We start from the raw sequence: 18,142 nt of genomic DNA on the forward strand, positions 1-18,142 counted from the left end.
TTGCCAGCCCGGCAGTTTTCCCTGGAACTTGACCTTGCCATGAGGGCAAGCTTGAAACTGCTGGCAACCTCAATCCAAGGAGTCATCCCATGCAAGTATTCAATGTCCAGGGCATGTCCTGCGGCCACTGCGTCAATGCCATCACCCAGGCTGTACAGGCCCGTGATCCGGCCGCCGAGGTCCAGGTCGACCTGGGGGCGAAGACGGTACAGGTCCAGAGTTCGCTGCCGACCGATGCAGTGGTCGAGGCCATCAAGGAGGAGGGCTACGAAGTCAGCCCCGCCTGAAATTTTTTAATCGTTAGCGACCTATCGGAATGTTCAAGCGCGCCCGGCAGGGCTAAACTGTCGGGCTGCCGACTGACGCCTGACCTGGACGCCCGATGAACCTCCGCATCATTCTGATTCTTGGCGCCTTGAGCGCATTCGGTCCCTTGGCGATCGATTTTTACCTGCCCGCCTTCCCGGCCATGGCCACGGCCTTCGGCACCGACGAAAAACACATCCAGCTGACCCTGGCCGCCTATTTCCTCGGCCTGTCCATCGGGCAACTGGGTTATGGGCCGGTGGCGGATCGTTTCGGGCGACGCATCCCACTGCTGGCCGGCGTTGGCCTGTTCACCCTGGCTTCCCTGGCGTGTGCCTACGCGCCGAACCTCGAATGGCTGATCGCCGCCCGCTTCGTCCAGGCCTTGGGCGGTTGCGCCGGGATGGTGATTTCGCGCGCGGTGGTGAGCGACAAATGCGACGCGGTGGGCGCGGCCAAGGTGTTCTCGCAACTGATGCTGGTGATGGGCCTGGCGCCGATCCTCGCGCCGATGCTCGGCGGGTTGCTGGTGAACCTGCATGGCTGGCAATCGATCTTCATCGCCTTGACCCTGTTCAGCGCGCTGGCGGCGACGGCCGTGGCCTTGTGGCTGCCGGAAAGCCTGCCGGCCCATGTGCCCCGGCAACCGCTGTCCGGGGCGCTGCGCCAGTACGCGCGGCTGTTGACCGACCGGATCTACCTCGGCCATGCCTTGACGGGAGGGATCGCCATCGCCGGCATGTTTGCCTATATCGCCGGCTCGCCATTCGTCTTCATCAAGCTGTACGGGGTGCCGGCCGAACACTTCGGCTGGGTGTTCGGCACCAATGCGGCCGGGTTCATCCTGGTGGCCCAGGTCAACGCCCGGTTGCTGTCCAAGCGTGGCCCGGCGTTCCTGCTGGCCCGTGCGGTATGGGTCTACCTGGCCGCCGGGTTGACCCTGCTGGCCGTGAGTGCCTTGCAGCCCGAGCGGTTGTGGCCGCTGCTGATCCCGCTGTTCATCTGCATCGCCAGCCTGGGTTGCATCCTGCCCAATGCTTCCGCCTGCGCCATGACCGGGCAGGGCGCCCGGGCCGGCAGCGCTTCGGCGCTGCTAGGCTGCCTGCAATTTTCCGTGGCGGCCGGGTCCGCCGCGCTGGTAGCGGCGCTGCATGACGGCAGCGCCGTACCCATGGCGTTGGTGATGAGCTTGTGCGGGCTGCTGGTGGTCAGTGCGGCGATGCTGACCCGGCGCCTGCAGAATGCCCGGGCGCTGGCCCAGGCCGCTGGCGAGGCCTGATCAGCCGGCCGCGCGTTGCTGTTGTTCGGGGAAATGATGCGGCGCGTGAATTCGCGCTTGCAGGGTATTGGCGAAGGCCTGGGCTTCGGCCTCGGTGCGGAAGGTCACGACGTGCTGGTCGAGCCGCACTTGCCATTGGGATTTTGCCACTTCTTTTATCAGGATCTTCATTGCTGACCTCCTCACGTAAAAGATTGCGTTGCAAAGGCCTCGAGTGTAGACCGGAATGCGATCGCAAATGTGACAACGGTCAAGTCTCGGACTGACGGCACCCTGAACTGATCCTTGCGCCGAAGGCATGGCGAGGGAGACAGTCCCTCGCCATGCGCCAGGCTTGGTCAGAACCCTTCGAGCACGATCTTGCCCTTGGACTTGCCGCTCTCCAGCAACCCGTGGGCGCGGCGCAGGTTCTCGGCGTTGATGGTGCCGAAGTGCTCGCCGACGGTGGTCTTCAGCGTACCGGCATCGATCAGCTCGGCGATGCGATTGAGCAGTTTGTGCTGCTCGATCATGTCGGGCGTCTCGAACAGCGAGCGGGTGTACATGAACTCCCAATGCAGCGACAGGCTCTTGCGCTTGAGCTTGGTCACGTCCAGCGCCTTGGGATCATCGATCAGCGCCAGCTTGCCTTGGGGCGCCAGGGCTTCGACCAACTGGTCCAGGTGATGGTCGGTCTGGGTCAGGCTGGCGACATGGGTCACTTGCCCGTGGCCGGCCTTCTTCAATTCTTCGCTCAGCGGCTGGCTGTGGTCGATCACCCGATGGGCACCCAGGTCCCGCACCCACGCCTGCGTCTGCGGCCGGGAAGCGGTGCCGATGACGTTCAGCCCGGTGAGCTGGCGGGCCAGTTGGGTCAGGATCGAGCCCACGCCACCCGCCGCGCCGACGATCAACAGGCTCTGGCCCAGGTCTTCCTGGCCTTCCTGGATTTGCAGCCGCTCGAACAGCAATTCCCAGGCGGTAATGGCCGTCAGTGGCAGTGCCGCCGCGTCGGCGAAACCGAGGGTCTTGGGCATGTGGCCGACGATACGCTCATCCACCGCGTGCAATTCGCTGTTGCCGCCTGCCCGGGCAATGGAACCGGCATAGAAGACCTTGTCGCCTACCTTGAACAGCGTGACCTCGCTGCCCACGGCCTTGACCACGCCCGCCACATCCCAGCCCAACACCTTGGCCGCACCGTCTTCGGGCTGGACGTTCTGGCGAACCTTGGTGTCCACCGGGTTGACCGAAATGGCCTTCACTTCCACCAGCAAGTCCCGGGGCCCGGCCACGGGGGCTGGCAACTCGATGTCTTGCAGGGATTTGGGATCGGTGATGGGCAACGAATGGTAGTAGGCAATGGCTTTCATGAGCAGCTCCGTGAGGTGAATAACGATGCCGCCATGGTTAGCTATTTATCAGCCAGATAAAACCGGCTAAAAGAACAGGCTCTTTCAACCCATTATTGATAATGGAGCCATCATGCTTCGCTTCGATGACTTGCAGCTGTTTGTCCGGGCGGCGGATCTGGGCAGTCTTTCCGCGGCGGCCCGGGTCATGGACCTTTCGGCGGCGGTGGCCAGCGCCGCGTTGAAGCGCATCGAGCAGCACCTGGGTGCCCGGCTGTTGGCCCGTTCCACCCGCAGCCTGCGCCTGACCGCCGAGGGTGAAGGCTTTCTCGAATACGCCCGCGCCGCGTTGAGCAGCCTCGATGAAGGCAAGCGGTTGCTGACCAGCGGCCAGGACCAGGTCAGCGGGGTACTGCAGTTGTCCGCGCCGTCGGACCTGGGACGCAACCTGCTGCTGCCCTGGCTGGATGCGTTCCAGCGCGAGCACCCGGGGCTGACGGTGCGGCTGCTGTTGGGCGATCGCATCGCCGACCTGTTCAAGCAACCGGTGGACATTGCGCTGCGCTACGGCGAGCCGGAAGATTCGAGCCTGGTGGCCCTGCCTGTCGCCCCGGACAATCGCCGGGTGCTCTGTGCCTCGCCAGGCTACCTGGCTCGCCACGGTGAACCCCAGCATCTGGAGCAACTGGCCCAGCACAATTGCCTGCTGTACATGCTCGGTACCCGGGTTCACGACCAGTGGTGCTTTCATGACGGCAAGCGGGACGTGAGCCTCACGGTCAGTGGCGACCGCTTCAGCGATGATGCCGATGTGGTACGGCGCTGGGCCGTGGCGGGTGCCGGGATTGCCTATAAATCGTGGCTGGATGTTTCCACCGATGTGCTGGCCGGGCGTCTGAAAATCCTTCTGCCGCACCTGCAATGCGAACGGGCCCCCCTCCATCTGCTGTGCGCGCACCGGGCGCAATTGAGCAAACCCATCAAGCTTTTACGCGACATGCTCCAGGCCCGCTGCGGGCAGTTGACCGCGCAATTCCCGCACTCGGCAGGGGCGGGCCAATAGTCGCGGGCAAATAGAGAATTTTCCCGCATGTTCAATCGCCTCCAAAGGTTTCCGGAGGGCAGGAAAGCTCGACCGCCACGCTTATACTAGCGACCGCCCGAGCCGGCGCCCTACCGCGCCGCTTTTCGGCGGCCCCATGGCGGGTCGATAGGCGCCAGAGCAGTAGACGAATGATTCAACAGGGAGTGAATACATGGAACATGCACCTTGCATCAGCCAGATCGCCACGCTGCTGGCCGATCCCAAGCGCAGCGCAATGATGTGGGCCTTGATGGACGGCACGGCCCGGCAGGCCGAAGAGTTGGCCTTGCTCGCCGGGCTGTCGCCGTCCTCGGCCAGCGCTCACCTGGGGCGCCTGTGCGCCGGTGGCCTGGTGAAAGACGAAATGCGCGGTCGCAGACGTTTCTTTCGCCTGGCGGCGCCGGAGATCGGTGCGGCCGTCGAGGCCCTGGCCAGCGCGACGCTGGTCAGTACGCCGCGGCAAGTCCCGGAGGTCTTCAAGCGTGGCGTCAAGCTGACCCAGGCGCCGTCGGCCCCCGTCTCGCTGATGCGCGCCCGGCTGTGTGACGATCACCTGGGCGGCACCCTGGCCGCCGACCTGTACCAGCGCCTGGTGGACGCCGGCTGGGTCGAGCAGTGCGACCAGCGGGTGACCGTCACCCTCAAGGGCGCCAATCAACTGGCCGGTCGCGGCCTGTTCATCCAGGCCCTGGCCCACCGCAATGCCCACATCGCCTGCGCCTGCCCGGACTGGAGCGAACGACGCCCGCACCTGGGGGGCGCGCTGGGGGCGGCATTGCTGCAACTGTTCATGCAGTCCGGCTGGCTGAGCCTCCCCAACGATTCCCGCGCGCTGCACGTGACCGCACTCGGCCAACAGGAGATCCACCGGTTCGCCAGGCAGGAAAGCCTGGAGATGGCGCTCTAGAACGCCGCTGGCAAGTCGCTCAGGGCTGCCGCCAGGTCGCATCCAGCAAAGGTCCCGCACAAGGTTCGCGCACACTCGAATCCGCGGAATCATCGGATCGGGGAGGCAGCATGGACATTCAAGGTTACAGCGCGGCGGAGCGCCTGGAGCGGTTACCCATCAGCGGTTATCACCGGGTGATCTTCATCATCATTGCCCTGGCGTTTTTCTTCGACTCCATGGACCTGGCGATGATGACTTTCCTGCTGGGGTCGATCAAAACCGAATTCGGCCTGAGCACGGCCCAGGCCGGACTGCTCGCCAGTTCGAGTTTCTTCGGCATGGTCGTGGGGGCGTCGCTGTCGGGGATGCTGGCCGATCGGTTCGGGCGCAAGCCGGTGTTCCAGTGGAGCATCGTGTTGTGGGGCGTCGCCAGCTACCTGTGCTCCACGGCCCAGGATCTCGAAGCCTTGACGCTGTTTCGGGTGCTGCTGGGCATTGGCATGGGCATGGAGTTTCCAATTGCCCAGTCGATGCTTTCGGAACTGATCCCGGCCCGGCGTCGCGGGCGCTATATCGCGTTGATGGACGGTTTCTGGCCGCTGGGCTTCGTGGCGGCGGGCGTGCTGTCGTACTTCCTGCTGCCGGTGATCGGCTGGCGCGACATTTTCCTGGTGCTGGCGATACCGGCGGTGTTCGTCCTGGCGATCCGCTTCTTCATTCCCGAATCACCGCGCTGGCTGGAACAGGCCGGTCGAGGTGACGAAGCGGACGCGGTGCTGGGCCGGATCGAAGACAAGGTCCGGGCTTCGCTGGGGCGCGCCGACCTGCCGGAGCCGATCCGGTTGCCCAGGCAGGTGAGCGCACCGGGCGGCTTCTTCTCGGCCCTGGCGCAGATCTGGTCGCCGCTGTATCGCCAGCGCACGATGATGATCTGGAGCGTCTGGTTCTTTGCCTTGCTGGGTTTCTATGGCCTGACGTCCTGGCTCAGCGCGTTGTTGCAACAGTCGGGGTTCGCGGTGACCCAGTCGGTGTATTACACGGTGCTGATTTCCCTGGGCGGGATTCCCGGCTTCCTGGCGGCGGCCTGGCTGGTGGAGCGGTGGGGACGCAAGCCGGTGTGCGTCATCACGCTGCTGGGCGGTGGGGCGATGGCGTTTCTCTATGGGCAGAGTGCGGTGTTCGGCGGCAATGTCGGCCTGCTGATCGGGACCGGGCTGTTGATGCAGTTCTTCCTCTTCGGCATGTGGGCGGTGCTCTACACCTACACCCCGGAGCTGTACCCCACTTCGGCGCGGGCCACGGGCTCGGGCTTCGCCTCGGCGGTCGGCCGCATCGGTTCGTTGCTGGGGCCCTTGGTGACCGGCCTGGTATTCCCCATTACCGGCCAGGGTGGCGTCTTCGCCCTGGGCGCCTTGTGTTTTGCCGTGGCGGCCGGGGTGGTCTGGCTGTTCGGAATGGAAACCCGGGGCAAGACGCTGGAGGAGTTGAGCGAAGGCACGGGGACCGGTTAAACGCGATCCCTGTGGGAGCGGGCTTGCTCGCGAAGGCGTTGCGTCAGTCAACATTGATGCTGAATGTGCCGCCGTCTTCGCGAGCAAGCCCGCTCCCACCAGGGGGTATCATGGGCCCTAGGGTTTCACCAGCCGCGCATCCAGGCTGTTCTGCGCCAGGCGGGTGGCCTGGTCCTGGGTCATGCCCAAGTGGGTGTGCAGCGCATGGAAGTTCTCCGTGACATAGCCACCGAAGTACGCCGGGTCGTCGGAGTTCACTGTCACCTTCACGCCACGCTCGAGCATGTCGAGGATGTTGTGCTGCGACATGTCGTCGAACACGCACAGCTTGGTGTTGGACAACGGGCACACCGTCAGCGGGATCTGCTCGTCGATGATCCGTTGCATCAGCCGCTCATCCTCGATCGCCCGGACGCCATGGTCGATGCGCTGGATCTTCAGCAAGTCCAGGGCCTCCCAGATGTATTCGGGCGGACCTTCTTCACCGGCATGGGCGACGGTCAGGAAACCTTCGTGGCGAGCCCGGTCGAAGACCCGCTGGAATTTGCTCGGCGGATGACCCATTTCCGAACTGTCCAGGCCGACGGCGACGAACGCGTCGCGGAACGGCAGTGCCTGGTCGAGGGTTTTTTCGGCCTGCTCTTCGCTGAGGTGGCGCAGGAAGCTCAGGATCAGGCCGCTGGTGATCCCCAGTTGCTGCTCGCCGTCCTTGAGCGCGGCGGCGATGCCGTTGAGCACCACTTCGAACGCAATGCCACGGTCGGTGTGGGTCTGCGGGTCGAAGAACGGTTCGGTGTGGATCACGTTCTGCGCCTTGCAACGCAACAGGTAGGCCCAGGTCAGGTCGTAGAAGTCCTGGGACGTGCGCAGCACATCGGCGCCCTGGTAGTACAGGTCGAGGAATTCCTGCAGATTGTTGAAGGCATAGGCCTTGCGCAAGGTGTCCACGTCGCTCCAGGGCAGGGCGATCTTGTTGCGTTCGGCCAGGGCGAACAGCAACTCGGGCTCCAGCGAGCCTTCCAGATGCAAGTGCAGTTCGGCCTTGGGCAAGGCGTTGAGCCAGTCGTACATGGTTTTTTCTCATCAGCGAATCGATGGCGGCATTCTACAGGGGCCGGGCGCAATGTCGGCTAAAACCTGACCGGCTGATCCACTGTGCAAGCATTGCCCGTCACGAGAGGAAACGTTCGCGGCCCCCCACAGTCTGTAGCTCATGACCCCGTGCACGGTAATAGGCCAGCGATGCTCACGTTGATCAAGCAAGAAAAACTCCTGCTGCTGGCGCTGGTCGCCGCGTTCGTGGCTTATCCGCTGGAGCACTGGCTGTTGGGCAGCGGGCAAATGGTGGCGTTGATCGGCGCATTGGCATTGATCGGCTTCATCGTCGCGGCGTCCATGCGCGTGGCCCATCACGCCGAGCTGCTGGCGGAAAAGGTCGGCGACCCCTACGGCACCATGATCCTGACGTTATCGGCGGTGCTGGTGGAAGTGGTGATCCTGGCGATCATGATGAGCAACCAGGCGTCGCCGACGCTGGTGCGCGACACCATCTATTCGGCGGTGATGCTCGACATCAACGGCATCCTCGGGCTCGCGGCGTTGATGGGCGGGATCAAGCATGGCGAACAGGTCTACAACGACGATTCGGCGCGCACCTACAGTGTGATGATCCTCACCGCCATGGGCGTGTCGATGGTGGTGCCGGAGTTCATTCCCCGGGAGAGCTGGAAAACCTATTCGGCCTTCACCATCGGCGCGATGCTGGTGTTGTACACGTTGTTCCTGCGCATGCAGGTCGGGCCCCACAGCTACTTTTTCAGCTACAGCTACCCGGAAAAACGCCGTCGCAAAGAACCGGTGGAAGAGGAACCGAAACCCGTCAGCCTGGCGTTCTCCATCGCGGCGCTGGTGTTCGGCGTGGTGGTGATCGGCGCGCTGGCCGAAGTCATGTCCAAGGCCATCGACCTGGGGCTGGAAGGCTCGGGCGCGCCGCCGGTGGTCACGGCGATCCTGGTGGCTGCCATCTCCGCCGCGCCGGAAATCCTCACCGCGCTGCGCGCCGCCCTCGCCAATCGCATGCAGTCGGTGGTGAACATCGCGCTGGGAGCGTCGCTGTCCACGGTGATTCTCACGGTACCGGTGATGGAAGCCATGGCCCTCTACACCGGCCAGCCATTCCAGATGGCCATGACCCCGGTGCAGACGGTGATGATCTTCATCACCTTGATCGTCAGCGCGATCAACCTCAACGACGGTGAAACCAATGCCATCGAAGGCATGACCCACTTTGTGCTGTTCGCGACGTTTGTCATGTTGTCGTTGCTAGGGCTCTGAGCCTTGCGCCGATCAAACTGTGGGAGCGGGCTTGCCCGCGAAGGCGGTGCGTCAGGCGACTTCTCTAATGAATATGTCGCCGCTTTCGCGAGCAAGCCCGCTCCCACACTGGATTGAGGTTAGTCAACTCCCGGCAATCAGCTCCCGCGCCGCCTGGCTGTGATCGGCGATCAATCCCTTCAGGTCCAATCCCTCCACCTGGCCGTCGATCACCCGCCATTGCCCACTGATCATCACCCGATCGGCCCGGTCCGCACCGCACAGCAGCAGGGCGGAAATCGGATCGTGGCTGCCGGAGAACCGCAGTTCATCGAGCTTGAACAACGCCAGGTCAGCCTGTTTGCCGACGGCCAGTTCGCCGATGTCGCTGCGTCCGAGCAGTTGCGCCGAGCCGCGGGTGGCCCAGCCGAGGACGCGGTCCGGGGTGATCGCCGGGGCCCCGTAGCGCAGGCGCTGGATGTACAGCGCCTGGCGGGTTTCGAGCAGCATGTTCGAGGCATCGTTGGAGGCCGAGCCGTCTACGCCCAGCCCTAGCGGAGCGCCGGCGGCGGTCAGCTCCAGGGTCGGGCAGATGCCCGAGGCCAGGCGCATGTTGGAGCTTGGGCAATGGCAGATGCCCGTGCCGGCGGCGCCGAGACGGGCGATTTCATCCGGGTTGAAATGAATGCCATGGGCCAGCCAGGTGCGCGGGCCGAGCCAGCCGACGCTGTCCAGGTAGTCCACGGTGCGCAGGCCGAAGCGTTGCAGGCAGAACGCTTCCTCATCCAGGGTTTCGGCCAGGTGCGTGTGCAGGCGCACATCGAGCTTTTCCGCCAGGTCGGCGCTGGCGCGCATGATGTCGGGCGTGACCGAGAACGGTGAGCAGGGCGCCAGGGCAATCTGGATCTGCGCGCCGTCACCGCGTTCGTGGTAGCGGCCAATCAGGCGCTGGCTGTCGTCGAGAATGACCTGGCCCTGCTGCACGGTCTGTTGCGGCGGCAGGCCACCGTCGGCTTCCCCCAGGCTCATGGAACCGCGCGTCAGCATGGCGCGCATGCCCAGTTCGCGGACACTCTCGACTTGCACGTCGATGGCGTTTTCCAGGCCGTCGGGGAACAGGTAATGGTGGTCGGCGGCGGTGGTGCAGCCCGAGAGCAACAATTCGGCCAGCGCCACTTTGCTCGCCAGGGCGAGTTTTTCCGGCGTCAGCCGCGCCCACACCGGGTAGAGGGTCTTCAGCCAGGGGAACAACGGCTGGTTCACCACCGGCGCCCAGGCTCGGGTCAGGGTCTGGTAGAAATGGTGATGGGTGTTGATCAAGCCGGGCAGGATCACGTGCTCGCGAGCATCGAAGACCGCGTCACAGGGGTGGGCGGGTTGCTGGCCGGGGCCCAGCAGTTCGACGATCACGCCGTCCTGCAGGACGAGACCGCCACGGGCGTCGAGGTCGTTGGCGGTGAAAATGGCGAGGGGATTCTTTAACCAGGTACGGGTCGCAGGCATGGTGGCCGGCTCCTCTGAAAGTGGGTTCAGGTTAGCCAGCTCAGTGATGCCCTGTCTGCTGATCCAGGGTCGCCCGTTGGACCGGGCGAGGTGCGGAGTTTACTCAGGTAGCCGGGGAGATTTCCAGTGCCCCAAGCCTGATCCAGGGTGGGAGCGAGCGGGCTCGCTCCCACAAGAGGGGCAGTGGACTTACCAGGGAATCGTCTGGCCCTTGTAGTTGACGAAATGATGCCCACCCTTGCCGGCGAAGGCGTTGACCTGGTCGATCAGCCCGCGAGTGCTAGTCTGGACATCGATGTCCGCCCCTTCACCGCCCATGTCGGTCTTCACCCAGCCCGGGTGCAGGGACAGCACGGTCAACGCCTGGTCGCCCAGTTGGCTGACAAAGCTGTTGGTCATGGAGTTGAGGGCGGCCTTGCTGGCCTTGTACAGCGCCAGTTCCGGGGCGTCGGGCATGGTCACGCTGCCCAGTACCGAACTCATGAACGCCAACACGCCGCTGCCGTCGCGGATTTGGCCGACGAAGCGCTGCGCCAGGTTGATCGGTGCCACGGCATTGGTGAAGAACAACTGGCCGACTTCGGCCAGCGTCGCGCCGCCGGGGCTCTGGTTGTCCGGGCCCTTGACGCCGGCATTGACGAACAGCAGGTCGAAGGTTTCACCCTTGAGCTGCTGGCTCAGGGCGATGACCGCCTGCTGGTCGTCCATGTCGAGTTTCTCGATCCGCACCGGGCCCAACGCCTTCAACGCCTCTGCGTTCTGCGGATTGCGCACGGTGGCGGTCACGTTCCAGCCATCGTCCAGCAGCACATTCACCAAGCCGAGGCCCAGGCCCCGGGAAGCGCCGATGATCAATGCGTTTTTTGCCGAATTCATGAGGGCATCCTTGAAAGAAAAAGGTCACGGATTTAATGGACAACGTTGCCCGAGCCGTTGTTTCAGCTCGTGACGCAGTGCGTCGAGTTCGGTGATGCGGGTTTCGATCAGGTTCAGCTTGTCCTGCAGCAGTTGGGTGACGGCGCAGTCCGGGTCCGGTGCATGCCACAGGGCAGCGACGCTTTCACCGATCTCGCCCAGGGTAAAGCCCAGGCGCTGGGCCGTCTTGATATAGAGCACCAGTTGTACCGTGTCGACGGGGTAATCGCGATAACCGTTGGTGCTGCGTCCCGCCGCGATCAGGCCGCGTTGCTCATAGAAGCGCAACGTGTCGCGACTGACGGCGCAGGCCTGGGCGAGTTCGCCGATGCGCATGAGGATCTCCGGAAGGGCTTGACCCTGGAGCATACCCCAGGCTTTAGGCTGTTTGCTCCTTGATTATCTGGAGCATTGTTCATGTGGACCCCAACACAATATCGCCGTTTGGTGCGCGGCAGCGCCTGGTACGACCTGCTGATGACGGCCGCCTTCGCCACGCCCTGGACGTTTGCCGCCATGCATGGGCTGCTGGCGAGCATCGCCCAGGCACTGGATCTGCCGGGTGAACTGCCGCCGTTTGCGCCCGTGCATGTGCTGATAGCCAACCTGTTTGGCTCGATCGTCTGTGTATGGGCAGTGTTACGGATTCGTGATCCACAGGCAGTGTATGGGCGCTATGACGCGGCGGGACGGTTTCTGTTCGCCAGCTGGATGCTTTATGCGCTGATCCAGGGTGCCAGCGCCATTGCCGGGGTCTTCCTGTTCTTTGAGTTGGCCTGGGGCGTGTTGCAAGTCTTGCCTGTTCGTGGCGCTTGGTTAAAAAATGAACAAGCTCCCGCGGGCCATGCCGTTATTGGCACCTGAAGACCCATAAACGGGTTATCCACAGCTTGCTCCACAGTAATTGTGCGCAAGCGTAGCGCGCAGGCATAAGCGCTGCGCGGCTTTCTCCCAAAGGTGATAAACCGCCGCAACCGTCTGTTTTTTGAGTGGATTTGCCGATTGGGTGAGGCATTGGACAAAAATTGAGCAACCCTCTCAAACCCGCGTGACAGAAGGGTTGCAGAGGGATGTGCTCAGGTTATCCACAGCCGGGTGCACAGTGGATGTGGGCAATTTCCTGCGGCGTAGGGTCATCGCACTCAGCGTTCCAGCAGGATCCGACCACGGCTCAAGTCGGCCAGTTGCCTTTGCAACAGCGCGATGTGCGCTTCGCCAACGGCCAGCTGCAACGCCACGCCATTGGCGGTGAAGCGTTCTTCATTCACCAACCCGCCGCACTCGGCGACCCGCAGCTTCACCAGGGGCAATTCGGCGAAGCCGCAGGAGCAGTGCAGCGCCACACGGCTGATCAATTCGATCTTGTCGGCGTTTTGCAGGCATTTGTTAGCGCCGCCACCGTACGCGCGCGCCAATCCGCCCGTGCCCAGCTGGATCCCGCCGTACCAGCGGATCACCAGCACCACCACCTGATCGCAGGCTTGTGCCTCGATAGCGGCCAGGATCGGACGTCCGGCCGTGCCGCCCGGCTCGCCGTCGTCGTTGCTGCGGTATTGATCGCCGAGTTTCCAGGCCCAGCAATTGTGCGTCGCGTCCAGGTCGCTGTGCTGGTCGATAAAGGCCTGGGCATCGGCGGGGCTGGTGATGGGGGCGGCGAAGGTAATGAAGCGGCTCTTGCGAATTTCTTCGCGGTATTCGCAAAAACCGGCAAGGGTAAAAGGCATGGGCAATCTTAAATGGCAGGTGTCAGGCCGCAGCCCTTGAGAATGATCCGGATCAGGTTGTCACCGGCGTCGATCATGTCCTGCTTGGTCAGTTTGCTGCGTCCGGTCACGCGACAGATCTGGGTGGCGAAATCGGCGTAGTGCTGGGTGCTGCCCCACAGCAGGAAAATGAGGTGGACCGGATCGACCGGGTCCATCTTGCCGGCGTCGATCCAGGCCTGGAATACAGCGGCGCGACCGCTGAACCAGGCGCGATAATCCTGGTTGAAATATTCGGTCAGGCATTCGCCACCGCTGATCACCTCCATGGCAAACAGCCGCGAGGCCTGGGGCTGGCGACGGGAGAATTCCATCTTGGCGCGAATGTAGCGAGTCAGCGCCTCGGCCGGGTCGTCTTCGGCGCTCAGGGCGTTGAAGGTGCTGTCCCACAGTTCGATGATGTTGCTCAGCACCGCTATGTACAGGCCCAGCTTGTTGGTGAAGTAATAGTGCAGGTTCGCCTTGGGCAGCCCGGCCTTCAGGGCAATGGCATTCATGCTGGTGCCCTTGAACCCGTGGCGGGCGAATTCATCTTCGGCGGCCTTGAGAATGGTCTCTTCGTTCTTTTGACGAATGCGACTGGTGGGCTTGCCACCGTGGGCGGGGACTTCAAAGGTCATGGACGTTTCCGAACTGGGTCTGTGGGGCAAGCAAATGCGTTGATAGCGCACCGGCGGCGATCCGACAAGTGTCGCCGTCATTAAAGCGGCTTGGGGATATCTCGGCGCACGGGCGCCCCGATCAACGAGTTGCCGCCAGGCTTTCGAGAAAACTCTCCAGCACCAGGTGAGGCCGCCGTCCCTTGCGCGTGACCGAGGCCAGGCTCAAGTCATAGAAACGCGTCGCAGGTTTCAGGGCCCGCAATCGGCCTTGCTGGACCCACAGGTTGGCGTAGTGATCCGGCAGGTAGCCGATGTAGCGTCCGGTCAGGATCAGGAACGCCATGCCCTCGCGATCCGACGCGCTGGCCGTGCAGTTGAGCGCCTGATAGTGGGCCTGGATTTCAGCCGGCAGGCGGAAGGTGGGGGCGATGGCGTCCTGGCTGTTGAGTCGGGCATCGTCGAGTGCCTTGTCGTCCACATAGAACAACGGATGTCCTACGGCGCAATACAGCAACGACCGTTCACTGTAGAGCGGTTGATATTCCAACCCCGACAGGACACTGGCCTGGGGCACCACGCCAACATGCAGGCGACCGTCGAGCACGCCTTGCTCGACTTCATTCGGGGCGATCATGCGAATCTGGATCTGCACGTCGGGCCCACGTTCCTTCAGTTGCGCCAAGGCGTGGGTGATGCGCATGTGGGGCAGGGTGACCAGGTTGTCGGTCAGGCCAATGATCAGCTCGCCCCGTAGATGTTGGTGCAGGCCGTTGACCTCGGTGCGGAAACTTTCCAGCGCACTCAATAGCTGCAACGCCGACTGATACACCTCGCGGCCTTCTTCCGTCAGCGAAAACCCGGCGCGTCCGCGCTGGCACAAACGCAGGCCGAGGCGCTGCTCCAGGTCGCTCATCTGCTGGCTGATGGCCGAGCGGCCAATGCCGAGCACCGTTTCGGCGGCGGAAAATCCACCGCATTCCACCACGCTGCGGAAAATGCGCAACAAGCGGATGTCGAAGTCGCTGACCTGGGCCAGGGGATCGGGACGGCGCGCGCTCATAGTTTAGTAGTCTGCTGACTGAAGGTTAGAAAAGTTGGATTTCACCGACTTTATCGCCGTGGCAACTTAGCTGCAAGAACGCCTTCCGATCCCTGTCGCCTTTGTCCTGAGAGGTTTTGTCGATGAACATGCCCGAACACGCTGCCAGCTCCCTGGCCAGTCAGCTCAAGCTCGATGCTCACTGGATGCCCTACACGGCCAACCGCAATTTCCAGCGCGATCCGCGCCTGATCGTGGCCGCCGAAGGCAGTTGGTTGGTCGATGACAAGGGCCGCAAGGTCTATGACTCATTGTCGGGCCTGTGGACCTGCGGTGCCGGGCACACCCGCAAGGAGATCCAGGAGGCGGTCGCCAAGCAATTGGGCACCCTCGACTATTCCCCAGGGTTCCAGTACGGCCATCCGTTGTCGTTTCAGTTGGCGGAAAAAATCACCAGCCTGACCCCCGGCAACCTCAATCACGTGTTCTTCACCGATTCGGGTTCCGAGTGCGCCGACACCGCGGTGAAGATGGTCCGGGCCTACTGGCGCCTCAAGGGGCAGGCGACCAAGACCAAGATGATCGGCCGTGCCCGTGGCTATCACGGCGTTAACATCGCCGGCACCAGCCTTGGCGGTGTCAGCGGCAACCGCAAGCTGTTCGGCCAGGCGATGATGGACGTCGATCATCTGCCGCACACGCTGCTGGCCAGCAATGCCTATTCTCGTGGCATGCCCAAGGAGGGAGGCGTCGCCCTCGCCGATGAGTTGCTGAAGCTGATCGAATTGCACGACGCTTCCAACATCGCGGCGGTGTTCGTCGAGCCGATGGCGGGCTCGGCCGGCGTGCTGGTGCCGCCTGAGGGCTACCTCAAGCGCCTGCGGGAAATCTGCGACCAGCACGGCATCCTGCTGGTGTTTGACGAAGTGATCACCGGCTTCGGCCGCACCGGTTCGATGTTCGGTGCCGACAGCTTTGGCGTGACCCCGGACCTGATGTGCATCGCCAAGCAAGTCACCAACGGCGCGATCCCCATGGGCGCGGTGATTGCCAGCTCCGAGATCTACCAGACCTTCATGAACCAGCCGACGCCCGAGTACGCCGTGGAATTCCCCCATGGCTACACCTACTCGGCGCACCCGGTGGCTTGCGCGGCCGGTCTGGCGGCGCTGGATCTGTTGCAGAAGGAGAACCTGGTACAGAGCGTGGCCGAGATCGCCCCGCATTTCGAGAACGCATTGCATGGCGTGAAGGGCGCGAAGAACGTCATCGACATTCGCAACTACGGCCTGGCCGGGGCGATCCAGATCGCCGCGCGCGACGGCGACGCAATCGTGCGTCCCTTCGAGGCCGGCATGGCGTTGTGGAAGGCCGGTTTCTATGTGCGGTTTGGCGGCGACACCTTGCAGTTCGGGCCAACCTTCAACAGCAAGCCGCAGGACCTGGACCGGTTGTTCGATGCGGTGGGTGAAGTGCTGAACAAGCTCGACTGACCCAACCTTCCTTAATAGCTTTCAACAACGGGCGTCCGATGATGGGCGCCCGTGGATAACATCCTGGAGCCCCCATGAGCCTCATCCCGCATTTGATCAATGGCGAACTGCTGAGCGACAGCGCTCGCACGGCCGACGTGTTCAACCCGTCCACTGGCCAGGCGATTCATAAAGTGCCATTGGCTGATCGCGCGACCATCCAACAGGCCATCGACGCCGCCAAGGCGGCTTTCCCGGCCTGGCGCAGCACTCCGGCGGCCAAGCGTGCGCAAGTGATGTTTCGTTTCAAGCAATTGCTGGAGCAGAACGAATCGCGCATCGCCCAATTGATCAGCGAAGAACACGGCAAGACACTGGAAGATGCGGCGGGTGAACTCAAGCGTGGCATTGAAAACGTCGAGTTCGCCTGTGCAGCGCCGGAAATTCTGAAAGGCGAGTACAGCCGTAACGTAGGACCGAATATCGATGCGTGGTCAGACTTCCAACCCTTGGGTGTCGTCGCGGGCATCACGCCGTTCAACTTCCCGGCGATGGTGCCGCTGTGGATGTACCCGTTGGCGATCGTTTGCGGTAACTGCTTCATCCTCAAGCCGTCCGAGCGCGACCCGAGTTCGACCCTGTTGATTGCCCAGTTGCTGTTGGAAGCGGGTCTGCCCAAGGGTGTGTTGAGCGTGGTGCATGGCGATAAGACGGCGGTGGATGCGCTGATCGAAGCGCCGGAAGTGAAGGCCCTGAGCTTTGTCGGTTCGACGCCGATTGCCGAATACATCTATGCCGAAGGCACTCGTCGGGGCAAACGCGTCCAGGCGCTGGGCGGCGCGAAGAACCATGCGGTACTGATGCCGGATGCCGACCTGGACAATGCAGTCAGTGCGCTGATGGGCGCGGCCTACGGTTCGTGCGGCGAACGGTGCATGGCGATTTCGGTCGCGGTGTGCGTCGGTGACCAGGTGGCGGATGCACTGGTGGCCAAGCTGGTGCCCCAGATCAAGGCACTGAAGATCGGCGCGGGCACGTCCTGCGGCTTGGACATGGGGCCGCTCGTGACCGGCCAGCACCGTGACAAGGTCAGCGGCTATATAGAAGACGGTGTCTCGGCGGGGGCTTCGCTGATCGTTGACGGCCGCGGCTTGAGCGTGGCCGGGCATGAGGAAGGTTTCTTCCTGGGCGGCTGTCTGTTTGACCGCGTGACACCCGAGATGCGCATCTATAAGGAAGAGATCTTCGGACCGGTGCTGTGTATCGTCCGGGTCAACAGCCTGGAAGAGGCGATGCAACTGATCAACGATCACGAGTATGGCAACGGCACCTGTATCTTCACCCGGGATGGCGAAGCGGCGCGGTTGTTCTGCGACGAGATCGAAGTTGGCATGGTGGGCGTCAACGTCCCACTGCCGGTGCCGGTCGCGTATCACAGCTTTGGCGGTTGGAAGCGTTCGCTGTTCGGCGATCTGCACGCCTACGGTCCGGACGGCGTGCGTTTCTATACCCGCCGCAAGGCGATTACCCAGCGCTGGCCGCAACGCGCCAGCCATGAGGCTTCGCAGTTCGCGTTCCCGAGCCTGTAAGGGAGTAGTGGAAGAGGCCGGCGCCTTTAGGCGCCGGCCTCTTTATTTACGGGGCTTTCTGACCGATATGACAGAATTGTGAAAAATAGGTGTTGACGGCAGTTTCCAGACGTCTATAATTCGCCCCACTTCCGGCGCAGTCGAAACGGAAAACTCCTTGAGTTTCAATGAGTTAGATGATTTTCGGCGGCGCAGGACTTCAGTTCATCGAAGTCCGGAAGCGCTGAAAAAGAGGTGTTGACAGCAGCGAACAACGCTGTAGAATTCGCCTCCCGCTAACGAGAGATCGGAAGCGCAAGTGGTTGAAGTTGTTGATGTTTCCCGAGGGAAACTTTGAAAAACTTCTAAAATAACCGCTTGACAGCAACACCAGGCGCTGTAGAATGCGCGCCTCGGTTGAGACGAAAGAATCAACCACCGCTCTTTAACAACTGAATCAAGCAATTCGTGTGGGTGCTTGTGGAGTCAGACTGCTAGTCAACAGATTATCAGCATCACAAGTTACTCCGCGAGAAATCAAAGATGTAACCAACGATTGCTGAGCCA

The 18,142-nt window shown here is 62.7% G+C and carries 18 protein-coding genes; 9 read left to right on the top strand and 9 right to left on the bottom strand.

All coding sequences use genetic code 11. The annotated features are described in order from the left end of the window. The first annotated feature begins 89 nt into the window (after positions 1-89). Together Q6A48_RS16270 and Q6A48_RS16275 are read left to right on the top strand one after the other, a co-directional pair. On the top strand, positions 90-287 hold the full coding sequence (locus Q6A48_RS16270; RefSeq protein WP_304555140.1) for a heavy-metal-associated domain-containing protein: 198 nt from the start codon (positions 90-92) through the stop codon (positions 285-287). A gap of 95 nt (positions 288-382) precedes the next feature. Beyond that, positions 383-1,585, top strand: a complete 1,203-nt coding sequence (locus Q6A48_RS16275; protein WP_304555142.1) for a multidrug effflux MFS transporter — start codon at positions 383-385, stop codon at positions 1,583-1,585. On the opposite strand, the gene Q6A48_RS16280 is transcribed toward Q6A48_RS16275, so the two are convergent. Then, positions 1,586-1,756: a hypothetical protein gene (locus tag Q6A48_RS16280; RefSeq protein WP_172679735.1), complete on the bottom strand. Its 171-nt coding sequence runs from the start codon at positions 1,754-1,756 to the stop codon at positions 1,586-1,588. 167 nt (positions 1,757-1,923) lie between these two features. Then, on the bottom strand, positions 1,924-2,937 hold the full coding sequence (locus Q6A48_RS16285; RefSeq protein ID WP_304555143.1) for a zinc-binding alcohol dehydrogenase family protein: 1,014 nt from the start codon (positions 2,935-2,937) through the stop codon (positions 1,924-1,926). 112 nt (positions 2,938-3,049) lie between these two features. On the opposite strand from Q6A48_RS16285, the gene vimR reads away from it, so the two are divergent. From vimR to Q6A48_RS16300, 3 genes are all read left to right on the top strand, one after another. Next, complete coding sequence (gene vimR / locus Q6A48_RS16290) at positions 3,050-3,979, top strand: transcription regulator VimR (protein WP_304555144.1); 930 nt, start codon at positions 3,050-3,052, stop codon at positions 3,977-3,979. 193 nt (positions 3,980-4,172) lie between these two features. Beyond that, positions 4,173-4,907: an ArsR/SmtB family transcription factor gene (locus Q6A48_RS16295; RefSeq protein WP_304555146.1), complete on the top strand. Its 735-nt coding sequence runs from the start codon at positions 4,173-4,175 to the stop codon at positions 4,905-4,907. A gap of 110 nt (positions 4,908-5,017) precedes the next feature. After that, a complete protein-coding gene (locus Q6A48_RS16300; RefSeq protein WP_304555147.1) occupies positions 5,018-6,400 on the top strand; it encodes an MFS transporter in 1,383 nt (460 codons plus the stop codon). Between the two features lie 117 nt (positions 6,401-6,517). Here the strand turns inward: Q6A48_RS16300 and Q6A48_RS16305 are convergent, their stop codons facing one another. Further along, entirely contained in the window at positions 6,518-7,471 is a 954-nt protein-coding gene (locus Q6A48_RS16305) for an adenosine deaminase (protein ID WP_304555148.1), read from the bottom strand. Between the two features lie 171 nt (positions 7,472-7,642). On the opposite strand from Q6A48_RS16305, the gene Q6A48_RS16310 reads away from it, so the two are divergent. Further along, a complete protein-coding gene (locus Q6A48_RS16310) occupies positions 7,643-8,734 on the top strand; it encodes a calcium:cation antiporter (RefSeq protein ID WP_304555149.1) in 1,092 nt (363 codons plus the stop codon). Between the two features lie 123 nt (positions 8,735-8,857). Here Q6A48_RS16310 and Q6A48_RS16315 read toward each other — a convergent pair whose 3' ends face one another. The 3 genes from Q6A48_RS16315 to Q6A48_RS16325 all read right to left on the bottom strand — a co-directional run bounded on the left by Q6A48_RS16315 (position 8,858) and on the right by Q6A48_RS16325 (position 11,467). Then, positions 8,858-10,216, bottom strand: a complete 1,359-nt coding sequence (locus Q6A48_RS16315) for an 8-oxoguanine deaminase (protein WP_304555150.1) — start codon at positions 10,214-10,216, stop codon at positions 8,858-8,860. Positions 10,217-10,405: 189 nt separating this feature from the next. Continuing rightward, positions 10,406-11,092: an SDR family oxidoreductase gene (locus tag Q6A48_RS16320; RefSeq protein WP_304555151.1), complete on the bottom strand. Its 687-nt coding sequence runs from the start codon at positions 11,090-11,092 to the stop codon at positions 10,406-10,408. A 24-nt stretch (positions 11,093-11,116) separates the two neighbouring features. Then, positions 11,117-11,467, bottom strand: a complete 351-nt coding sequence (locus tag Q6A48_RS16325) for a MerR family transcriptional regulator (protein WP_304555152.1) — start codon at positions 11,465-11,467, stop codon at positions 11,117-11,119. 81 nt (positions 11,468-11,548) lie between these two features. On the opposite strand from Q6A48_RS16325, the gene Q6A48_RS16330 reads away from it, so the two are divergent. Next, positions 11,549-11,995: a hypothetical protein gene (locus tag Q6A48_RS16330; protein ID WP_304555153.1), complete on the top strand. Its 447-nt coding sequence runs from the start codon at positions 11,549-11,551 to the stop codon at positions 11,993-11,995. A 278-nt stretch (positions 11,996-12,273) separates the two neighbouring features. Here the strand turns inward: Q6A48_RS16330 and Q6A48_RS16335 are convergent, their stop codons facing one another. From Q6A48_RS16335 to Q6A48_RS16345, 3 genes are all read right to left on the bottom strand, one after another. Continuing rightward, positions 12,274-12,855, bottom strand: a complete 582-nt coding sequence (locus Q6A48_RS16335; RefSeq protein WP_304555154.1) for an IMPACT family protein — start codon at positions 12,853-12,855, stop codon at positions 12,274-12,276. A gap of 8 nt (positions 12,856-12,863) precedes the next feature. Next, a complete protein-coding gene (locus Q6A48_RS16340) occupies positions 12,864-13,514 on the bottom strand; it encodes a TetR/AcrR family transcriptional regulator (protein WP_304555155.1) in 651 nt (216 codons plus the stop codon). A 121-nt stretch (positions 13,515-13,635) separates the two neighbouring features. After that, positions 13,636-14,556 carry a LysR family transcriptional regulator gene (locus Q6A48_RS16345; RefSeq protein ID WP_304555156.1) on the bottom strand — a complete coding sequence of 307 codons (921 nt, stop codon included), beginning with the start codon at positions 14,554-14,556 and terminating at the stop codon, positions 13,636-13,638. A gap of 122 nt (positions 14,557-14,678) precedes the next feature. On the opposite strand from Q6A48_RS16345, the gene aptA reads away from it, so the two are divergent. Together aptA and Q6A48_RS16355 are read left to right on the top strand one after the other, a co-directional pair. Next, complete coding sequence (gene aptA / locus Q6A48_RS16350; protein WP_304555157.1) at positions 14,679-16,028, top strand: omega-aminotransferase AptA; 1,350 nt, start codon at positions 14,679-14,681, stop codon at positions 16,026-16,028. A gap of 74 nt (positions 16,029-16,102) precedes the next feature. After that, complete coding sequence (locus Q6A48_RS16355; protein ID WP_304555158.1) at positions 16,103-17,596, top strand: CoA-acylating methylmalonate-semialdehyde dehydrogenase; 1,494 nt, start codon at positions 16,103-16,105, stop codon at positions 17,594-17,596. Positions 17,597-18,142 lie beyond the last annotated feature (546 nt).

It is taken from the genome of Pseudomonas citrullilanati (assembly GCF_030580855.1).
GTDB classification, from domain to species: Bacteria; Pseudomonadota; Gammaproteobacteria; order Pseudomonadales; family Pseudomonadaceae; genus Aquipseudomonas; species Aquipseudomonas citrulli.

Coding starts and splice junctions, on each gene's coding strand:
- Q6A48_RS16270 (WP_304555140.1), top strand. CDS start 90: ATGCAAGTATTCAATGTCCAGGGCATGTCCTGCGGCCACTGCGTCAAT.
- Q6A48_RS16275 (WP_304555142.1), top strand. CDS start 383: ATGAACCTCCGCATCATTCTGATTCTTGGCGCCTTGAGCGCATTCGGT.
- Q6A48_RS16280 (WP_172679735.1), bottom strand. CDS start 1,756: ATGAAGATCCTGATAAAAGAAGTGGCAAAATCCCAATGGCAAGTGCGG.
- Q6A48_RS16285 (WP_304555143.1), bottom strand. CDS start 2,937: ATGAAAGCCATTGCCTACTACCATTCGTTGCCCATCACCGATCCCAAA.
- vimR (WP_304555144.1), top strand. CDS start 3,050: ATGCTTCGCTTCGATGACTTGCAGCTGTTTGTCCGGGCGGCGGATCTG.
- Q6A48_RS16295 (WP_304555146.1), top strand. CDS start 4,173: ATGGAACATGCACCTTGCATCAGCCAGATCGCCACGCTGCTGGCCGAT.
- Q6A48_RS16300 (WP_304555147.1), top strand. CDS start 5,018: ATGGACATTCAAGGTTACAGCGCGGCGGAGCGCCTGGAGCGGTTACCC.
- Q6A48_RS16305 (WP_304555148.1), bottom strand. CDS start 7,471: ATGTACGACTGGCTCAACGCCTTGCCCAAGGCCGAACTGCACTTGCAT.
- Q6A48_RS16310 (WP_304555149.1), top strand. CDS start 7,643: ATGCTCACGTTGATCAAGCAAGAAAAACTCCTGCTGCTGGCGCTGGTC.
- Q6A48_RS16315 (WP_304555150.1), bottom strand. CDS start 10,216: ATGCCTGCGACCCGTACCTGGTTAAAGAATCCCCTCGCCATTTTCACC.
- Q6A48_RS16320 (WP_304555151.1), bottom strand. CDS start 11,092: ATGAATTCGGCAAAAAACGCATTGATCATCGGCGCTTCCCGGGGCCTG.
- Q6A48_RS16325 (WP_304555152.1), bottom strand. CDS start 11,467: ATGCGCATCGGCGAACTCGCCCAGGCCTGCGCCGTCAGTCGCGACACG.
- Q6A48_RS16330 (WP_304555153.1), top strand. CDS start 11,549: ATGTGGACCCCAACACAATATCGCCGTTTGGTGCGCGGCAGCGCCTGG.
- Q6A48_RS16335 (WP_304555154.1), bottom strand. CDS start 12,855: ATGCCTTTTACCCTTGCCGGTTTTTGCGAATACCGCGAAGAAATTCGC.
- Q6A48_RS16340 (WP_304555155.1), bottom strand. CDS start 13,514: ATGACCTTTGAAGTCCCCGCCCACGGTGGCAAGCCCACCAGTCGCATT.
- Q6A48_RS16345 (WP_304555156.1), bottom strand. CDS start 14,556: ATGAGCGCGCGCCGTCCCGATCCCCTGGCCCAGGTCAGCGACTTCGAC.
- aptA (WP_304555157.1), top strand. CDS start 14,679: ATGAACATGCCCGAACACGCTGCCAGCTCCCTGGCCAGTCAGCTCAAG.
- Q6A48_RS16355 (WP_304555158.1), top strand. CDS start 16,103: ATGAGCCTCATCCCGCATTTGATCAATGGCGAACTGCTGAGCGACAGC.